The organism is Pseudanabaena sp. FACHB-1998, from assembly GCF_014696355.1.
Lineage (GTDB): Bacteria > Cyanobacteriota > Cyanobacteriia > Pseudanabaenales > Pseudanabaenaceae > Pseudanabaena.
On the sequence record NZ_JACJQA010000024.1, the window covers coordinates 162,490 to 180,398 of the forward strand.

Annotated in this window: 17 protein-coding genes; 3 read left to right on the plus strand and 14 right to left on the minus strand. The window is 43.0% G+C overall.

Annotated features, from left to right (window positions below):
- Positions 1-68 precede the first annotated feature (68 nt).
- Positions 69-1,358: a tetratricopeptide repeat protein gene (locus H6F42_RS08915; protein ID WP_190398998.1), complete on the minus strand. Its 1,290-nt coding sequence runs from the start codon at positions 1,356-1,358 to the stop codon at positions 69-71.
- 100 nt (positions 1,359-1,458) lie between these two features.
- Here H6F42_RS08915 and H6F42_RS08920 point away from each other — a divergent pair, with 100 nt between their 5' ends.
- The gene (locus H6F42_RS08920; RefSeq protein WP_190398999.1) at positions 1,459-1,755 is read left to right on the plus strand and encodes a hypothetical protein; all 297 of its coding nucleotides are present in this window, start codon (positions 1,459-1,461) and stop codon (positions 1,753-1,755) included.
- 181 nt (positions 1,756-1,936) lie between these two features.
- On the opposite strand, the gene H6F42_RS08925 is transcribed toward H6F42_RS08920, so the two are convergent.
- Complete coding sequence (locus tag H6F42_RS08925; protein ID WP_190399000.1) at positions 1,937-2,521, minus strand: Uma2 family endonuclease; 585 nt, start codon at positions 2,519-2,521, stop codon at positions 1,937-1,939.
- A 117-nt stretch (positions 2,522-2,638) separates the two neighbouring features.
- Between H6F42_RS08925 and nagA the strand changes: the two genes are divergently transcribed.
- Positions 2,639-3,709: an N-acetylglucosamine-6-phosphate deacetylase gene (gene nagA, locus H6F42_RS08930; protein WP_190399001.1), complete on the plus strand. Its 1,071-nt coding sequence runs from the start codon at positions 2,639-2,641 to the stop codon at positions 3,707-3,709.
- Between the two features lie 5 nt (positions 3,710-3,714).
- Here nagA and accD read toward each other — a convergent pair whose 3' ends face one another.
- The 7 genes from accD to H6F42_RS08965 all read right to left on the minus strand — a co-directional run bounded on the left by accD (position 3,715) and on the right by H6F42_RS08965 (position 12,117).
- The gene (gene accD, locus H6F42_RS08935; RefSeq protein ID WP_190399002.1) at positions 3,715-4,692 is read right to left on the minus strand and encodes an acetyl-CoA carboxylase, carboxyltransferase subunit beta; all 978 of its coding nucleotides are present in this window, start codon (positions 4,690-4,692) and stop codon (positions 3,715-3,717) included.
- Positions 4,693-4,876: 184 nt separating this feature from the next.
- Positions 4,877-6,736 carry a molecular chaperone DnaK gene (dnaK, locus tag H6F42_RS08940; RefSeq protein WP_190399003.1) on the minus strand — a complete coding sequence of 620 codons (1,860 nt, stop codon included), beginning with the start codon at positions 6,734-6,736 and terminating at the stop codon, positions 4,877-4,879.
- A 135-nt stretch (positions 6,737-6,871) separates the two neighbouring features.
- Positions 6,872-7,627, minus strand: a complete 756-nt coding sequence (gene grpE / locus H6F42_RS08945; RefSeq protein ID WP_190399004.1) for a nucleotide exchange factor GrpE — start codon at positions 7,625-7,627, stop codon at positions 6,872-6,874.
- Between the two features lie 163 nt (positions 7,628-7,790).
- Positions 7,791-9,761, minus strand: a complete 1,971-nt coding sequence (locus H6F42_RS08950; protein ID WP_190399005.1) for a pentapeptide repeat-containing protein — start codon at positions 9,759-9,761, stop codon at positions 7,791-7,793.
- Positions 9,758-10,750 carry a protein phosphatase 2C domain-containing protein gene (locus H6F42_RS08955; RefSeq protein WP_190399006.1) on the minus strand — a complete coding sequence of 331 codons (993 nt, stop codon included), beginning with the start codon at positions 10,748-10,750 and terminating at the stop codon, positions 9,758-9,760. Before H6F42_RS08955 ends, H6F42_RS08950 begins: the two co-directional genes overlap by 4 nt.
- A 151-nt stretch (positions 10,751-10,901) precedes the next feature.
- Positions 10,902-11,243 carry an MgPME-cyclase complex family protein gene (locus H6F42_RS08960; protein ID WP_190399007.1) on the minus strand — a complete coding sequence of 114 codons (342 nt, stop codon included), beginning with the start codon at positions 11,241-11,243 and terminating at the stop codon, positions 10,902-10,904.
- Between the two features lie 103 nt (positions 11,244-11,346).
- On the minus strand, positions 11,347-12,117 hold the full coding sequence (locus H6F42_RS08965; protein ID WP_190399008.1) for a TIGR01548 family HAD-type hydrolase: 771 nt from the start codon (positions 12,115-12,117) through the stop codon (positions 11,347-11,349).
- 60 nt (positions 12,118-12,177) lie between these two features.
- Here H6F42_RS08965 and H6F42_RS08970 point away from each other — a divergent pair, with 60 nt between their 5' ends.
- Positions 12,178-12,477 (plus strand): 30S ribosomal protein PSRP-3, encoded by a 300-nt coding sequence (locus tag H6F42_RS08970; protein ID WP_009627931.1) that lies wholly within the window; start codon positions 12,178-12,180, stop codon positions 12,475-12,477.
- A gap of 84 nt (positions 12,478-12,561) precedes the next feature.
- Here the strand turns inward: H6F42_RS08970 and psbC are convergent, their stop codons facing one another.
- The 5 genes from psbC to H6F42_RS08995 all read right to left on the minus strand — a co-directional run bounded on the left by psbC (position 12,562) and on the right by H6F42_RS08995 (position 17,729).
- The gene (gene psbC / locus H6F42_RS08975) at positions 12,562-13,953 is read right to left on the minus strand and encodes a photosystem II reaction center protein CP43 (protein WP_190399009.1); all 1,392 of its coding nucleotides are present in this window, start codon (positions 13,951-13,953) and stop codon (positions 12,562-12,564) included.
- Between the two features lie 212 nt (positions 13,954-14,165).
- Positions 14,166-15,233 (minus strand): photosystem II D2 protein (photosystem q(a) protein), encoded by a 1,068-nt coding sequence (gene psbD / locus H6F42_RS08980; RefSeq protein WP_190399010.1) that lies wholly within the window; start codon positions 15,231-15,233, stop codon positions 14,166-14,168.
- Positions 15,234-15,825: 592 nt separating this feature from the next.
- Positions 15,826-16,596 carry an imidazole glycerol phosphate synthase subunit HisF gene (gene hisF / locus H6F42_RS08985; RefSeq protein ID WP_190399011.1) on the minus strand — a complete coding sequence of 257 codons (771 nt, stop codon included), beginning with the start codon at positions 16,594-16,596 and terminating at the stop codon, positions 15,826-15,828.
- Between the two features lie 273 nt (positions 16,597-16,869).
- Entirely contained in the window at positions 16,870-17,313 is a 444-nt protein-coding gene (locus H6F42_RS08990) for an HNH endonuclease signature motif containing protein (protein WP_190399012.1), read from the minus strand.
- A complete protein-coding gene (locus tag H6F42_RS08995) occupies positions 17,310-17,729 on the minus strand; it encodes a hypothetical protein (RefSeq protein WP_190399013.1) in 420 nt (139 codons plus the stop codon). Before H6F42_RS08995 ends, H6F42_RS08990 begins: the two co-directional genes overlap by 4 nt.
- Between the last annotated feature and the right edge of the window lie 180 nt (positions 17,730-17,909).

Consider the following 17,909-nt stretch of genomic DNA (forward strand, 5'->3'; position numbering starts at 1 on the left):
AGGAATATATGCCACTTTCTTAAAGCATAAAGTTGCGGTGCGAAGCGGCGCAACTTTATGGGGTGATACTATTGCCGATCGCTTTCCAAGTCGAAGATCACTTTTTGCCAATACCAAACTTCGGGCATATTGGGATGATCTTGCTTAGCAATATCGATCAAACGTTGGGCGATCGCCATATTGCCACCAACTAAAGCTAATAACCTTTGTTGCAATTCAAGGCTAGGCATTTGCATTAAATCAACGGTTGCCGCCGCCTTGTCCTGTTGGCGCTTTGCATCTTTAGTTTGCTTTTCTAGTTCCGATTGCCAGAGATTAATACGATTAAGGGCATAACTATATCTATCTGTGACTGATTGCTTAAACCAAATATTTGCTGCTTGCTGGTAATCATCGATCGCCCCTTTAAGATCGCCAAAGTCATACCTCGCTTCGGCGCGATCGCAATATAGTTGAGGGTTTTGATTGTCGATGGCTAGCGATCGCGAAAAATCTTCAATGGCAGTGCGATAGTCCTTAAGCTTGAGATAGGCTTGGGCGCGATCGCGATAAATTGCACTATTGCTAGGATATTCGCGCAACAAATCATTAAACTCAGCGATCGCTCCTTGTGCATCACCAATTTCGACCCGAATTTTGCCTCTGCCGATACGAATTTCAGGATTGTGCGGTTCTAGAAATTGGGCTTGATTGAGATCTTTCATCGCACCTGTGATATCGCCTAATTTACCCAAAACTAATCCGCGCAGACAAAAGGCTCGCGCATTTTGCGGTTCGATCTGTAATAACCAATTGAGATCAATCAAAGCATTGGTATATTCGCTCTGATCAATTTTTTGACGCACATTCGCTAAAATTTGCTCCGTTGATGGTGGTAATAAAGCCTCAAGAGACTTATAGCTTTCGATGCAACGGCGGCAATTCTCCTCATCTCGTAGTTCTAAAAATAAACTGGCAGCTTTTTTATAAGTCGCGATCGCCTTTTCAATTTGATTTTGTTGTTTATAGGTCAAACCTAATAATTGATGGGTGATCGCTGATTTGGGATTAATCTCAAGGGCTTGAGCAATATCCGCTTGAGCGGCGACAATATCAGCGATCGCTAACTTTGTCATGCTCCGCGCAATATAGACATCCAGAAAATCAGGCTTGATTTTTAGCGCCTGTTCATAATCATTAATCGCCCCTTGGCGATCGCCTAAATCAAAAAGAATTAATCCACGTTGATAATAGGCTTCAGCAAATTCAGCATTAGTGGCGATCGCGTTGCTAAATAATTGGACTGCCCCATAGCGATCGCCCGCCTTAGTTTTGGCTAATCCTTGATTATAAAAATCTTGAGCCGTATCTTGAGTCATTGTTCTGGAATGTAAAGTACTGCAATAGTAGCGATCGCCCTAGTATTATAGTTAAAACTAATGTTTTTGCAGTGACCCACTTACGACCCACTTAGGAGTTATGGCAATGCCCAAAAAAGACATTAAACATCAGATCGAAAAGACTCTCCATACGGTCGCTGATGTCGCTCAACAGCAATATAAAAAGAATCTATCCAAAGCTCATAAGACCGTTGATAAGCAAGTTGATGTGGTACGCGATCGGCTAGAGGAACTGGATAGCTGGGCAGTGGAATCAGTTAATGAAGCCCTAGAAAATGTGGAACAGAAGCTCGAAAAACAGGTCACAAAAACTGTCGGTCGTATCCAAAAAGCCGCCCAAAAAGTCGCCAAATCAGCTTTGGATAAGTTGCAATAACGGGTTTATTATCGCCAACCATGCGGATGTAATATCTTTAACAACTATCTATAGCAAGCTTGCTCATTTAGCAATTCGATCAGGAAAAAGTTGATCATGGCATCTCTGATGATTAATTAAAAAAACTTTCTCTTAATTTTGCCATTTCCTCTACTTCCCCTCAGGAGCAAAAAATTACTATTTAAAATAGTTCATTCCAATTGAAAGTCACATCAGGAAAAGCAAGAATTGAAAGATTATCACTCTCATCGTAGCGCCTGATTAATTTATATCCATTTACCGATGGTTGCGAATATCCCTCGATCACTTTTTTATTCACATCAAACAACCACATCTCAGGAATCCCCGCCGCCGCATATAAAGGTGCTTTGATATCGCGATCGTAATCAATGGAGCTATCCGCAACCTCGATAATCAGCAAAATGTCATCTTCTGTTGGTAATCCCTCTTCATAAAAATCATCACGAAATTTCAAGATGGCTAGATCTGGCTGTGGCTCAGAGTTATTAACCAAGCGAATTGAATTTTGCGGCCAGATTATAGCTTTACCAAAAAGGCGATTAGTAAAAATTGCATTCAGTCGAGCGACACAAGTAGCGTGTTTTCTGCCAATTGGGGACATAGTTTGAATTTCTCCATTAATTAATTCGAGGCGATCGCCCTCTTGAAATATGCCAGCTTCATGCATGAGGTGATATTGCTGGGTCGTCAATAGGAACTTATTCGCCAACTTATTCTGGTTTTGCGTAAGCAGTTGAACTGTCATAAGCTTAGAATTAGATTGCTTGGAGTGATATTGATGATCATCATAGCTCAGCCCATAAATTCAATGAAAATTAAATTTATAACATTCCCCAACCATAGTTAGCGATCGCTAGAAATCATGACAGGTTTACGTGAAATTATCTGTTCTACCCAAGGAGCAATTGATCTCCAAATTAATGGAGCATTGGGAATTCCCTTCAATGATTTAAATCCCGAGCGCGCAGCAAAGTTATCAGAAATTTGTCGGTTTCTATATCAACAGGGACTCGATGGATTTTTACCTACCCTTGTTACTGCCGACCTTGAGCAGTTCAATCGATCGCTATTTTTCCTAGCCGAAGCGATCGCCCATCAAAAGCAAAATCTCGATCCTCAAGAAGCCAAAATTTTAGGTATTCATCTTGAAGGACCCTTTCTGCATCCCGACAAACGTGGCGCACATCCACAACAACATCTATTACCGCTTAATCTCGATACATTACGGCAGATATTAGGTGATTACACCGACATCATTAAACTTGTCACCCTCGCGCCCGAACTCGATCCATCAGGGGAAACGATTCAATATTTACGCGATCGCCATATCATCGTCAGTTTAGGTCACTCCACTGCAAATGCTGAGCAAACGCGAATAGCGATCACCAAAGGGGCAACAATGGTCACCCATGCCTTTAATGCCATGCCTAGCCTACATCATCGCGATGTCAGTTTATTGGGTGAAGCAATACTAAGCGATCGGGTTTGGTGCGGATTAATCGCTGATGGCGTTCATGTTTCACCCGAAATGATCAAACTACTTTATCGGATGAAAAAACAAATTTTTCTGGTCAGTGATGCCCTTGCCCCCCTCGGTTTACCCGACGGCACTTATCCTTGGGACGATCGTCAAATTACGATTAAAAATGGAACAGCAAGATTACCCGACGGCACGCTTTCAGGTACGACGCTGCCCCTGATTCATGCTGTCAACAATCTAGTTCAGTGGAATGTTTGCCCAGCATCGGAGGCAATTGAGTTAGTGATCAATATGCCGCGTCATGCGATGAACTTAGCGATCGATCCCAAAGCACCTAAAAGATTAACTTGGTGTGAGTATTCGTTTTCTAACAATCTAAATATATTCCCTGAGCTTAGGTCACCAGACGACTTTAAATTTGTCAGAAGCTCCCTATTTTGCGAAGTCAATTGATAGAACTAGACTTCAGAAGATAAGCTTGGCTCAGACATAAGATGAACCTCAGCCTTAGCAGCACCATTAAGATGGCGATCGCCACTAATATCCGCTTGTTGCGGTTGGTGCATTTTCAAAATCATGGCAAGATTTTGCTTCAGCTTTGTTCTGGGTACAACCGCATCCACAAAACCGTGATCAAGCAAATATTCTGATGATTGAAAGCCTTCAGGAATTTTTTGCTTCAGAGTCTGCTCAATGACACGACGACCTGTAAATCCAATTAATGCCTTTGGCTCAGCCAAAATCAGATCACCAAGCATCGCAAAACTTGCGGTTACACCACCCGTTGTCGGATTAGTTAAAACAGGAATATACAGCAAATTAGCTTGACGATGGCGCTCTAAAGCCGCCGAAGTCTTTGCCATCTGCATCAAGCTCAAAATCCCTTCCTGCATTCGCGCCCCACCTGACGCACAAAAGATCAGAGCAGGATAACGCTTTGCCGTAGCAGTTTCTAGCATACGGGTAATCTTTTCCCCAACTACAGATCCCATGCTACCGCCCATAAATCGGAAATCCATTACAGCAAGTGCAGCATCACAGCCATCGATCTTGCCAGTGCCAGTGATGACACCGTCGCTTAAGCCCGTTTTTTGTCTGTATTCTTTGATGCGATCAATATAAGGCTTACGATCTTTAAAACCTAGCGGATCACAGGAAGTTAAATCAGCATCCATCTCTTCCCATGTACCTGCATCGATCAGTTGGGCTATGCGCTCATAGGCATTAACTTGATTGTGATGACCACATTCAGGACAAACCATCAAATTAGTTTTCAAGTCCTTGACATAGGTCAAAGCGCCACAAATAGAACATTTGTGCCACAAACCATCAGGAATTTCGCGTTCTTGAGATTCTTGATTTAAATTAGGAGTTTTGCGGCGATATGCTTCACTTGCGCGAGAGCGTGTTTCAGCAAACCAATCAAACAGTGACATAGCGGCTCACGGTTCACAGAATAGGCATTCAGTTGTCAATATTTGGGACAAGACAACTGTAACCAAAAATACAACTATAACTTTGTCATCATACAGCGCTTTGGACTTCAGGAGAAGTATGAGCGATCGCCAGTCTTTTTAGAATAATAGTGTTAAGGAGGCGCTTCGCACCTCCTTAACACTATTATTCGAGAGAATCGCTGGGCTTTTGCTTGACCCGCTCAACTTGCGAGTACTTCTCAACTGCTTGAGTTAGCTCAAACAAAGATTGCTGCAAAGGCTTAATCGCGATTTGGAGATCCTCATAGGTAGCCTCTTCGGATTCGTAGAGATTTTTGAGAATTTCCATATTTTTAAGCGGAGTCTCGCGCATACTTTGGCTAATTACGGTAGGACCATTATCTCTAAGGATTTCCTCAACAGTCCGAATCAGGTTAGAGGCTTGGTTACGCATATTAGCAAGCTCACGACGGGCTGTATCCTCGTCTGCATAGACCTCGGCTTCCATCCGCATTCTCTCAATCTCACTAGGACTTAAGCCACCAGTGTTTGTAATACTAATACTTTGCTCAACGCCAGTATCAATATCCCGCGCAGACACCTTGAGAATGCCATTCGCATCAATGTCAAAGGAAACTTCAATCTGAGGAATACCGCGAGGGGCTGGACGAATTCCCTCTAACTCAAATTTGCCAAGACTCTTGTTATCCTTTGCCATGGCTCGTTCGCCTTGGAGGACATGGATTTCCACGGCTGATTGATTATCCACGGCAGTCGAGAAAATCTGGGATTTGCTGGTGGGAATTGTCGTGTTACGTTCTAGGTTTTTGGTGAATACACCGCCTTGAGTTTCCAAGCCTATGGACAGAGGAATTACGTCTAGCAGTAGGAGATCCTTAACTTCACCGCCTAAAATCCCCGCTTGCACAGCCGCCCCGATCGCCACAGCTTCATCAGGGTTTACCGATTGATCGGGCTTTTTACCATCAAAAAATCTCGATATAGCTTCCTGTACCGCGGGAATACGGGTAGAGCCACCAACTAAAATAATGCGATTAATTTCTTTAGGCAATAATCCTGCATCTTTTAAGGCTTGAGCCGTTGGTTCGAGCGTTGCCTTAACTAGTGGCGCAGTAATCTCGTCAAATTTAGAACGGGTAAAGTCAAGTTCTATGGTCTTAGGACCATTGGCATCCGCAGCAATAAAGGGCAAGCTGATTAAAGTAGAAGGGGCGCTTGATAGCTCAATCTTGGCTTTTTCGGCTGCCTCCTTGAGTCGTTGTAAGGCGGTTTTATCAGCTTCTAAATCAATGCCTTCCTTTTCTTTAAAATCGGCAATCAGCCAATCGACGATCGCCGCATCAAAGTCATCACCACCAAGGTGGTTATTTCCTGAAGTTGCCTTTACCTCAAAAATACCATCGCCCAATTGCAGAACTGATACGTCAAACGTGCCGCCCCCAAGGTCAAAGACGAGAACAATCTGATCTTGATCCTGTTTATCTAATCCATAGGCGAGAGCCGCAGCCGTCGGTTCATTGACGATCCGTAAAACCTCCATGCCCGAAATCGCCCCAGCATCCTTGGTTGCTTGACGCTGTGTATCGGTGAAATAGGCAGGGACAGTAATAACGGCTTGGGTAACTTCTTCGCCTAAGTAGTTCTCGGCATCTTGCTTAAGTTTTTGCAAGATCATGGCCGAAATTTCTTGGGGAGTATAGGTTTTATCACCAATTTGGACATCAACAGTTTGATCTTTACCTTTGACTGCTGTATAAGGCACACGACGACGTTCATCGGAAGTTTCGTCCCAACCACGACCGATAAAACGCTTAATACTATAAATTGTATTAACCGAGTTGGTTACAGATTGACGCTTGGCAACCTGCCCAACAATCCGTTCGTTGCTGTCCTTTACAAAGGCGACAATACTCGGGGTGGTTCTTCCCCCCTCTGCACTGGAGATGACAACAGGCTTTCCACCTTCCAAGACCGAAACACAACTGTTTGTCGTACCAAGGTCGATCCCAATTACTTTCGACATAATCGCCAGTTCCGTAAAAAGCTTTTTAAAAGTTTAGCTTAGTGATTTTCTGAATAATGTACCCTAAGAATGCATTTCAAGATGCAATCGCGATCGCATCTTGAATAATTTAGTCTAGTTATTTAGTTTTTTTAATTAACTAGGTTCGCTAGAGGCATTGTCAGGGGCTTTGTCCGATGTAGCACTATCTCCGTCAATTTTTCCCGAAGATACCTTCACCAGTGCATGACGCAACACGCGATCGTCACTGACTAAATACCCAGGGCGCAGTTCTTCGATAATTAAACCTTCGTCATACTCAGGGGAAGGTTCCTGCATAATCGCTTCGTGGAAATTGGGGTCAAATTCTTGACCGACCGCTTCCATTCTCGCGACACCAGTTTCTTTGAGACATTTTAGCAATTGCTTATAAACTGACTGATAACTTTTGTGAATTGAAGCTTCACCATCAGTTTTAGGAGAGATTTGCAATTGTGCGCGTTCAAAATCATCAACTACTGGCAAGATTTTTTTGAGAATCTTGGAGGTAATTGTGCCTTCTTGCTCTTCCTTGTCACGCTCTGTACGTTTACGGAAATTCTCGAAGTCAGCGTATAGTCGCAAGTACTGTTGTTTGCGATCATCTAATTGCTCTCTTAGAGTAGTCGTCTCAGCGATCAAACCATTAATTTTTTCTAGAGTGGCGGCTGCGGCTGCGCTAGCTTTGTTATTTTCGGGTTTTGGTTCGCCGGCAGCTTTATCAGTTGACTGACTAGCTTCGGGGGAGGACTCTTCTAAGTTAGAGAGTTGATCTAATTCTTCGGTTGCCAATTGTTGTAATCTTGACTCCAGAACATCATCATCTTCGTCGATGAGATCATCCGAGTTGGGTAAGTTTTCTTCTTCGATCATTGCGTTAATACTCTTTTCGCGCTTTTCAGACTAGCAGTAAATTGCTAAGAGTTGACATTTTTTGAGTGTTTAGTTTTGACGATTTCCGCCAATCACAACGATTTTACTGCTTATCTGAGACTTCGTATAGCTATCACTCACATAAAAACAAGATTCGCCTGCTTTAGTTACAGTTCAAAGTTGATTTTGTGGCACTACCACTTTCAGTAATAGTGCCAGAGGCGAGAGAACAAAAATATTTACGGAGATTAGGCGCTAAGTTAAGAGCATTGCTAAAATCGGCGGATTCAATGCTGCCAATATTTTCAATACTGGCATTGCGAAAATTTGCCCCACTGAGATTTGTTCCTGCAAACTCAATCAAAATTAGTTTGGCAGAGGTTAAATTTGAGCCACTAAGATTGGCATTGGAGAGATTTGTTAAATGTAGTTCAGCCGATCGCAGATCCGATGCAGTTAAATCTGCGCCATCGAGAATAGCATCACTCAAGTTCGCTGCCGCGAGATTACTCTCACGCAGATTTGCCTTAGTGAGATTAGCTTTACGCAGATTTGTGAGGACTAAAATCGCACCATTGAGATTAGCCGCATTAAGATCCGCTTCGCTTAAATTGCTTTTCATTAAGTCCGCTTTTTGCAAAATAGCCGATCCTAGTTTCACTTGACTTAAGTTGCTGCGTAATAATTTTGCCTGTGTGAGATTAGCCTCCGCTAAGTTAGACAAAGATAAATCAGCTTCAATCAAACTGGCATTGCTAAGATCAGCGCCCCTGAGATCGATTTTATTGAGTTTGGCATTATCGAGATTTGCCTTTCTGAGAATGACTTGCCGCAGATCAAGTTTTTCAATAACTGACCCACTGAGATCAATATTGCTGAAATCTTGTCCTTGGAGGCGATCGCCTGCATTACCAGTTAATTGGATATAACGAAAATCGCGTTGTCCCTCCGCATATTTGGTTTGGAAAGTTGCCACATTCATCGGTGTAAGCTTAGGCGAAGATGGGACAGGGGCTGGTGAATTACTTGGCTTGGCGCTATTTGTGGGGCTATTTGTGGGTGATGGTTTGGGGGAAATAGGGACAGGGATGGACGTGGGGATAGTTATGATTGGGTTTGATGGACTGCGTCTTGTCCATAGAAAGGCGGCTCCTAATGCTAAGGCAATGACACTAATTAAGATTAAGGTTTGCTGTGGGGCAAGATTGGGAAAATTAAAAAATTTAGGTGTTGGCGAGAAGTTGGCTTGAGGATCGGCATTTTTTTGATCCTTGCCATGACAGCGCCGAATTAAGCGATCGCATAGGGCGCGAGTTTCATCATCAGGAATATTGGCGATCGCCTGAAATACAGGGGATGACTCAGGCTGCTCAAAGTCGTTTTGGCGAAAAATTAAATTTTTATTATCTTCATGGAAAGTTGCCCATAGGTTCGGCTCAGTTGCCAAGGCTCGCAGCGATAAAGAAATTACCTCAAAGGAAAATTCATCTAATTGATCGCTAAAGTCTTCAGGCGATCGCTTTGGCGGTTGGTAATTAGGATGACCGACCTCAAGAGGTGGCGTGCCACGCAGTGCAGGCACATACATTCCATCGTAATCAACCAGCTTGAGTTCCCCATGCTCATCCACCATGATATTGCCATGCTGTAAATCGCCATGAGCGATCCCCACTTTTTGTAAATCCTTTTGAAGCTGGTGCAACTGGCGCTCTAGGCGAAGCAAGATCTGCGAATCATCAATATATTCCCCAATGTAGCGATCTAGCTCCGTTCCTTCCACCCAATCCATTTTTAAGATGGGATACCACTCTCCTTTGACTAAAATTCCTTGGGCAAGAAACTCAAAATTAACTAAATAAGGAATGGGATGCTGACTCAGATAGTCGCTAATCAATTGGTAGCGTTGCTGGACATCTGATTGGGGAACTCGCGTAAAACAGCGCACTGCCCATGCGCGATCGCCTTTAGTCAATTTGTAAACTGTTGCAAAATTCCCTGACCACAACAACACCCTTCCCCGTGAATTTTTGGTGGTATTTGCTTGCTTGAGATCGGCATCAGCAAAGCAAAGCTGGGGATTCTGCACAGCAATTGTGAAGTCAATATTTAGGGGCCAAGTTTGGATATCTGTCATGACTCACAAAAAATTTCAGAAGGAATTTCAGGAGAAATTTCAGGAGCATCCTTAATTTCTAGACATAGCAACGTTGTATCGTCGTTAGCCATCTCATGGCGATCGCGTAAATCATTCACAAATTCCGCAAAAGCTTCTTGTGACTTAATCTGTTCTAATTTTACCCAAGGATCTTGATTTGCTTCTAGTTGCTTCAAAATCCAACAGGCGATTGCATCGGTCACCAGATAAAAGCGATCACCGTTTTGCCAATCCCCTTCAATTTGCAAAATACTGATGTTATGCGCCGCCAGATGAGTGCCAATCAGCCTCGGTCTATTATTAAATTCTTGACTACTTTGTAATGGGAAACTCTTATGTAATTGGCGATCGCGCAATATAAACACACAAGAATCACCTACTGCTAAAGATTTCCACTTCTTATTAGGAAAAATTTCTAAGCTGACAAAAGTTGCAAATGCTCCTTGTTCCGCTTTCCGCTTAGCAAACCAAGATAGGTTTTGACTAGCTAACCATTGCTGCCAATAGGTCTGAAGTGGTAGCAGCCATGCTCGCTTCTCGCAATCGTCTTGATTTGATGACACATCGCGCTTTACAAAACTCCTAACTAGCTCCTCCGCCCATTCTCTTGCAAAAGAAGACTCGGTTGCACCATCGGATAGAGCTATAGAAAATTGGCGATCGCTTTCAGCATAATGCCAAATATCTTCACACTCGGCGATCGTATTACCCGCTTTTTGCAGTGAAAAACGCTGGCTTAGCTCACAACTATGAGTTGAGACTAATTCTCGTAATTCTGATTTTGGGATTTTAAAACCCTGTGTCTCCAATTGGGGCTTGCTGGCAATTACTTTATATAAATCTTGATCGCTATATTTATGAACTTTATGAACAAGACTAGGAGTAGCGATCGCTTTAAATCCCAAATTTGCATACCCGTATGGAGAATGCTTACCAAATATAGGATTGCCGCCAAAAGGTTTAACCACTAAATCCGCTATCTTTAAAGTTTGCCAACAAGGGGGGATACACAAAAGTGTTGGCACATTTTTGTGAATTAGAAACCATACCCCGTAAGGTTTTTAAAGGCACAAAATGGCAAAGCCATTTTGTGCTTTGGTATAGGTATAAAGAGATGTATTAGGCGATCGCTAAAGACGCAAAAGCGTCGGGAATAGAGACGCTAGGAGCCATAAACTCACCCGTGACCACAAACTCAAGTCTGAGCTTCAACCAACGCATAGTATTCGCATCAGTAGTAATAATCGCCGCCGCAGGTTGAGGAATTTGCTTTTTGATACTCGCTAGTTCAGGCGCTTCCAAAAAAGCAGGCTGCTCAATCAACCAAAAGTTAACTTCGAGATTACGAGCCTCAAAATTGCGCCGACGCTCCGATAAAGTCTCACCTAAAGGTTTTCCTTCTTCTTCACACAAATACTTACGGCTAGCAGCCACAAAATAATATTGCTTGGACTCTGACATAAAAAATTAATTTTAAAATGCTTAACACAGGGACAGCTTGTAAAGCCAAATCTATGTTAACGCGAATTAACCTTATACATGGTCAATGAGGTTTGGGCAATATCTAGGGCGTTAGCTCTAAAACACTATTTAAAACAATATCTGCACCATTGTCCTTAAGTAAATCTGTATAGCGATCGCGCAATTCCTCCGCAACATGAGGTGGAATTACACCAACAGCAACATAATCGTAACTAGGATCATAATCTCTAGCTTTTACAACCGTCAGCATATCCGCAACCGTATCGCCTACATAGATTATCTGCTTTGCCTTACCTTGTTTTGCCTCAATTTGCTTCACCGCTAATAACAAACCCTTAGGATTTGGCTTACCTGCGGCATCCTCCATCGCGATTAATACAGGATCGGCGATCGCCAAACGCTGCAATACATAACTAGCCGAAGCCCTTGTTGCCCCACTAAAAAAGCCCCAGCCAATACCCAAAGCAGTCAAATCTTGAAAATATTTCTGCGTGGCAATCAAAGGCTCCGTGGCAATATAACCATCTGACCAATCCGTATTACGACCTCGATAACGTCCCTGAAAAAATGCAACAATCTCCTCATAGGAAATACGCGATATTTCCCCCAATCCCTGAAAATATCGATTGATTAACTCCTGAGAAGCTTCCCAATCATTATTCCAAATCCCTTCAGCCTTAAGATCATCAATTTCTTCGGGAGTGGGGCGATAAGCCAAATTTGTAAAATGCTCCACAGTATCCGCTAACGCCCGTCGATAAGAACCAGACACATCACGCAATACACCATCAATATCAAATACAAAAATACTTGAGTCGAATAAATTTGAGACGGATTTAGAGGTTTCAATCATGTTATAGTGCAAGATCGCTACTTTAATATGTAATTTAACTTTTCTTGGAGGTAGGTAGCATTGTCCCAGTTTATTCTAAAAATCTTATGGTTAGAGAATAATGTAGCTCTTGCCGTCGATCAAGTCGTTGGCAAAGGTTTTAGCCCTCTTACCAAATATTTCTTTTGGCCCCGTGATGACGCTTGGGATCAACTTAAATCAGAAATGGAAAGCAAGCCTTGGATTGCCGATCAAGATCGGATCGAGATTTTAAATAAGGCAACCGAAGTAATTAATTACTGGCAGCAAGAGGGTAAAAATCGCCCAATGACAGAAGCTCAAGGAAAATTCCCTGATGTCATATTTACTGGTAGTAACTAAACACACTAAATAAAAAAGAGACGCTATGCGTCTCCTTTTTATTTGCTAGAAAAAGAGACGCATAGCGTCTCTTTTTTTAATTAATTATTTATCAAGATCAGGCATCGATAGTACAGCCTCAGTCTTACGGTCAATACCCTTTTCAAAGCCAGCAACTGCCGCGCGTGCGCGACCAGCGTGCCATAGGTGACCAACTAAGAACATGAAGGACAACACGAAGTGAGATGTTGACAACCAAGAACGAGGAGATACGAAGTTAACTGCGTTAATTTCCGTAATAACACCACCAACGGAGTTCAAAGAACCCAAAGGAGCGTGAGTCATATACTCAGCAGCACGACGTACTTGCCAAGGCTGAACGTCATTCTTGAGTTTGTCTATATCCAAACCGCTAGGTCCACGAAGAGGCTCTAACCAAGGACCACGGAAATCCCAGAAACGCATGGTTTCACCACCAAAGATGATTTCGCCCGAAGGAGAACGCATCAGGTACTTACCAAGTCCAGTAGGCCCCTGAGAGGTTGCAATGTTTGCACCAAGCTTTTGGTCACGCACAAGGTAAGTGAATGCTTGAGATTGAGAAGCTTCAGCACCAGTAGGACCAAAGAACTCACTAGGATAAACAGTATTGTTGAACCATACGAAGCAAGTAGCAATGAATGCCATCAAGCTCAATGCACCAAGACTGTAGGCGAGATATGCTTCACCAGACCATACCAAAGCACGTCTTGCCCAGCCGAAAGGCTTGGTGAGGATATGCCAGATACCACCACTGATACAGATCAAACCGATCCAAATATGCCCACCAACTACATCTTCTAAGTTGTCAACACCAACGATGTTACCTTCTCCACCAAAGGGTGAGTTGAGGAGGTAGCCAAAGATGACCACAGGGTTAAGAGTTGGGTTAGTGATCACCCGCACATCGCCACCACCAGGGGCCCATGTATCGTAGAGTCCACCAAAGAACATAGCCTTGAATACGAGCAAGAGCGCGCCAAAACCTAACACGATCAGGTGATACCCAATGATGTTGGTCATTTGGTTCTTGTCTTTCCAGTCGTAGCCAAAGAAAGAAGAGTAGTTTTCTAATACTTCAGGTCCACGCAAAGCATGGTAGATACCACCAAAGCCCAGAACGGCTGAAGAGATGAGGTGTAAAACGCCAACTACGAAGTAGGGGAAGATGTCAACAACTTCGCCACCAGCACCAACGCCCCAGCCTTGAGTTGCCATGTGAGGTAGAAGGATAAAGCCTTGCTCATACATGGGCTTTTCAGGAACAAAGTGAGCGACTTCAAATAAAGTCATTGCACCAGCCCAGAATACAATCAGACCAGCGTGAGCAACGTGAGCGCCCAGCAGTTTGCCAGAAAGGTTGATAAGGCGTGCGTTGCCAGACCACCAAGCAAAGCCAGATGTATCTTGTGTGCGCCCACCTACTCCTAGCGAGTTTAAGTTAATGGTCGTCGTCACGAGAGGTTATCTCCAGAAAACTTTTTATAGGTTTAAAGTGCAAATAATTTTTTAGCTATCAGATATCAGCTTTCTAGCTGCTAACGTCTAGAGTTTTGATGAGAATCATCATAATCTAAAAACTAGTCTAACTGTGCCGATATCTGATAGCTAAGTTGCTAAAAAATTTTGCTCAACTTAAAGTTTGAGCAAAATTTATAGATAGAGGAAACTTACAAAGCATTACCGCGAGGTAGTACTTCTTCAGGGAAGATAAATTTTTCGGCTGGTTGGTCTTGAGGAGCCATCCATGCGCGGATACCTTCGTTCAAGAGCAAGTTCTTGGTGTAGAAAGTTTCAAATTCTGGATCTTCTGCGGCGCGGACTTCTTGAGATACGAAGTCATAGGCTCGCAAGTTCAATGCTAAACCAACAATACCAACACTGCTGAACCATAGTCCAGTTACAGGTACGAATAGCATGAAGAAGTGCAACCAACGCTTGTTGGAGAATGCAATACCGAAAATTTGGCTCCAGAAGCGGTTAGCTGTAACCATGGAGTAGGTTTCTTCAGCTTGGGTTGGATTAAAAGCTTTAAAGGTGTTGGCACTAGAACCATCGCCATCTTCAAACAAGGTGTTTTCTACAGTCGCACCGTGAATAGCGCAAAGCAATGCGCCACCGAGGATACCTGCTACGCCCATCATGTGGAAGGGGTTAAGAGTCCAGTTGTGGAAACCTTGGAGGAACAAGATGAAGCGGAAAATACCAGCAACACCAAAGGTAGGGCCAAAGAACCAACCAGATTGACCCAAGGGGTACATTAAAAATACGGATACGAATACGGCGATAGGGCCAGAGAAGGCGATCGCGTTATAAGGACGGATACCAACTAGACGAGCGATTTCAAATTGACGTAGCATGAAGCCGATCAAAGCAAAAGCGCCGTGTAGGGCTAGGAATGTCCATAAACCGCCGATTTGACACCAGCGAGTAAAATCACCTTGAGCTTCGGGTCCCCATAGCAATAGCAAGGAGTGACCTACGCTCAAAGCAGGAGAAGAAACGGCTACGGTCAAGATGTTGCATCCTTCGAGGAAGCTAGAAGCTAGACCGTGGGTGTACCAAGAAGATACAAAGGTGATGCCTGTGAACCAGCCACCAATTGATAAAAATGCAGTGGGGAATAGCAATAAGCCACTCCAACCAATAAATACAAATCTGTCGCGCTTTAGCCAGTCGTCAACGATGTCAAACCATCCTCTTTCGACTTCTTGCGACCTGCCCATTGCAATGGTCATAATCTTAAATCCTGCTTTAACTACGAGTATTTATATGGATTTGAAATTAGCTTAACACATCTTTACGTTTGACTTCTGACAAAATGCTTATAATCTCAAAACCCTTTCTGAGCAAAGGTTTTAATTATGTTTACAAGTATTTACATGTGACAACAAATATTAAAAAAGTGTTAAGACTGTTTTTGTGTATTCCCTTGGGAATATACAGAAAGGTTGAGTATATTAGCTAACAATATACCAGTACTAAAACCAGTGGCTTTAAAAATGCCTTAAATGAGTTTTGGTCAGGAATTTTATTTGGGATTTTCTTTGTACAAACACTAAAAGAAGATAAGTATTTATACTCATCTTAACTATTGCTAAATAAATACGTCCTTGCCTTTCCAGTATTAGCTGTGCGGCGCTAAGTGCCGCACAGCTAATACTGGAAAGGGAGTAGCGGACTTAAAAAATATTGTGACTAAAAATCTTATTTGTCCAAATATCAATTCGTAATCCCCATTCACAAAAGTGTCAGTACACTTTTGTGAATTAAAAATCAAACTCAGTAAAACAAAAGTACAAAATGGCAGTGCCATTTTGTACTTTTGTTTTACTGAATTCTTACGGGAATTTGGCTGGTACTCAGATAATCTTTAATTTCGGAGATTGTTAGCTCTCCATAGTGTAAGAGCGAAGCTAATAGGGCAGCTTCTGCCCTACCCTCGGTTAATGCTTGACGAATATGCTCGCAATTTCCTGCCCCGCCAGAAGCGATTACAGGGACTTCTACCAAATCGGCAACTTGACGAGTAAGGTCGAGATCGTAGCCTGCTTTTGTGCCATCGGCATCCATGCTAGTAAGCAGAATTTCGCCAGCACCCCGTTTGACTACCTCTTGCGCCCACCATAGAGCATCAATACCCGTATTTTCCCGTCCTCCGCGTATATAGACATCCCAACCTAAATTTTGAGGATCGTTTCTACGTCTGGCATCGATCGCTACAACTATGCATTGATTACCAAAGCGATCGCTACTGCGATTAATCAGATCTGGATCACTGACGGCTGCTGAATTCATGCTGACTTTATCCGCACCCGCCCTAAGTAATTCTCGAATGTTGTCTAAATTTCTAACTCCACCACCAACGGTGAGGGGAATAAATACTTGCTCGGCTGTGCGATAAACAACATCTAAAATAATGTTGCGATCTTCATGGGTAGCAGTAATATCTAGAAATACTAGCTCATCGGCTCCTGCAATGTTATAAGCCTGCGCGAGTTCTACAGGATCGCCTGCGTCTTTGAGATCAACAAAGTTTACTCCTTTGACAACTCGACCTGCTTTAACATCGAGACAAGGCAAAATGCGTTTCGCCAGCATAAGCGCTTTAACTATTCTAAAATCACTGCAAGAAACAATATCTTACAGCGCTTTGCGCTTAGTAGTGCATATAAAGACGTGAAAGGGTTCCTAAACATAGAATCTCAACCTGAGATAAGAGATAAGAGAAGGGGAAAAGAGCAAAATACTCAAGTTCCTTAACAAATGCTCTCTATACCAATGTGATCGCCACCTAAGCTAATGGGGTAAAGATTTCTGATTTACCAGTGACACAGATCAATCTTATTTTTTGCTCCTTGCTCAAATGCCTTTTTAATCGATTTTAGTCTCAGTTTCTTTGGGCGGATGCCAACCTGCGCTAATCCATTCACGTCTGACCATCAATGCACAGGTGTTGTTAAGTTGCAAAGCGAGAACTGTGGCGCGACCGCAGGCTGTGCGCCCGACAATATGTGTACCATTTTCTGACCAAGTAAAATGTCGATGCCATTTTTGGGTGCGCGGGTTGAAGAGTTGTACTAGACGATCTGTTTCTGGATCTTGTCTATGGGTTTGAGTTCCTTTAAAACTGTTGCATAATCGACAAGCAAGCCATAGGTTCTTTTCGTCATCAGTGCCGCCTTGGGCTGTGGGAATAATGTGATCAATTTCTAGCATTCCCAAAACATATTTTTGCTGACTACGACAATAGCCACAACAATCTTTTGCTGCCGTCCGAACCCTAGCTCTAGTTTCTTCGGAAATCCTGCTACTCATGCGCTTAATGGTTGTCTTAGTCCGCGTTTGACGCTTTCATTCAGGGCTTGGGCTTTGCGAAGTAGCCCTGCTTGATAGATTCCCATTAACATTTCTAGTTCGGATTGCTCGGCAATGTTCAGTGGTCTTTCTTGTTGGGTCTGTAAAAGTTGACTTAATCTTTGATCTTGAGATGGTTCCATCTGAAGTTCAGTGAGGGCGACTATTTGCTGATCGCTTAGGGTTGATAAGTGGGCTAGGTTTAAGTTAGGTTCTTGTTTGGGTGATTCGGGTTGTATGTTTTGAGATGGGGATGTTTGGGTGTTTAGAATTGGGATGAAGAGGTCAGTTAGTAACTTATCCCTCAGTAATGAGCGATCTTCTTCGGGGAGGGATTTGATTAACTGGGCGATCGAATCCACTAATTGAGTATTCATTGAATGTTTCCTCCAAAGGCTTTGTTAACTGCGATAAAGCTAATGGTCATTTTCTAAGGGAAGTAACGGCGTTGTTGCATAAAAGAGGGATGGAAGGGTAGATTAAATATAAATAAGGATGGCAAAACAGCCAATGAAAGAGCAATATCAGATCCGCAACTGGTCAGAGTATAACGCAGG

Excerpts from the sequence above, each read along its gene's own strand:
- H6F42_RS08915 (WP_190398998.1), bottom strand. The coding sequence starts at position 1,358 with ATGACTCAAGATACGGCTCAAGATTTTTATAATCAAGGATTAGCCAAA.
- H6F42_RS08920 (WP_190398999.1), top strand. The coding sequence starts at position 1,459 with ATGGCAATGCCCAAAAAAGACATTAAACATCAGATCGAAAAGACTCTC.
- H6F42_RS08925 (WP_190399000.1), bottom strand. The coding sequence starts at position 2,521 with ATGACAGTTCAACTGCTTACGCAAAACCAGAATAAGTTGGCGAATAAG.
- nagA (WP_190399001.1), top strand. The coding sequence starts at position 2,639 with ATGACAGGTTTACGTGAAATTATCTGTTCTACCCAAGGAGCAATTGAT.
- accD (WP_190399002.1), bottom strand. The coding sequence starts at position 4,692 with ATGTCACTGTTTGATTGGTTTGCTGAAACACGCTCTCGCGCAAGTGAA.
- dnaK (WP_190399003.1), bottom strand. The coding sequence starts at position 6,736 with ATGTCGAAAGTAATTGGGATCGACCTTGGTACGACAAACAGTTGTGTT.
- grpE (WP_190399004.1), bottom strand. The coding sequence starts at position 7,627 with ATGATCGAAGAAGAAAACTTACCCAACTCGGATGATCTCATCGACGAA.
- H6F42_RS08950 (WP_190399005.1), bottom strand. The coding sequence starts at position 9,761 with ATGACAGATATCCAAACTTGGCCCCTAAATATTGACTTCACAATTGCT.
- H6F42_RS08960 (WP_190399007.1), bottom strand. The coding sequence starts at position 11,243 with ATGTCAGAGTCCAAGCAATATTATTTTGTGGCTGCTAGCCGTAAGTAT.
- H6F42_RS08965 (WP_190399008.1), bottom strand. The coding sequence starts at position 12,117 with ATGATTGAAACCTCTAAATCCGTCTCAAATTTATTCGACTCAAGTATT.
- psbD (WP_190399010.1), bottom strand. The coding sequence starts at position 15,233 with ATGACCATTGCAATGGGCAGGTCGCAAGAAGTCGAAAGAGGATGGTTT.
- hisF (WP_190399011.1), bottom strand. The coding sequence starts at position 16,596 with ATGCTGGCGAAACGCATTTTGCCTTGTCTCGATGTTAAAGCAGGTCGA.
- H6F42_RS08990 (WP_190399012.1), bottom strand. The coding sequence starts at position 17,313 with ATGAGTAGCAGGATTTCCGAAGAAACTAGAGCTAGGGTTCGGACGGCA.
- H6F42_RS08995 (WP_190399013.1), bottom strand. The coding sequence starts at position 17,729 with ATGAATACTCAATTAGTGGATTCGATCGCCCAGTTAATCAAATCCCTC.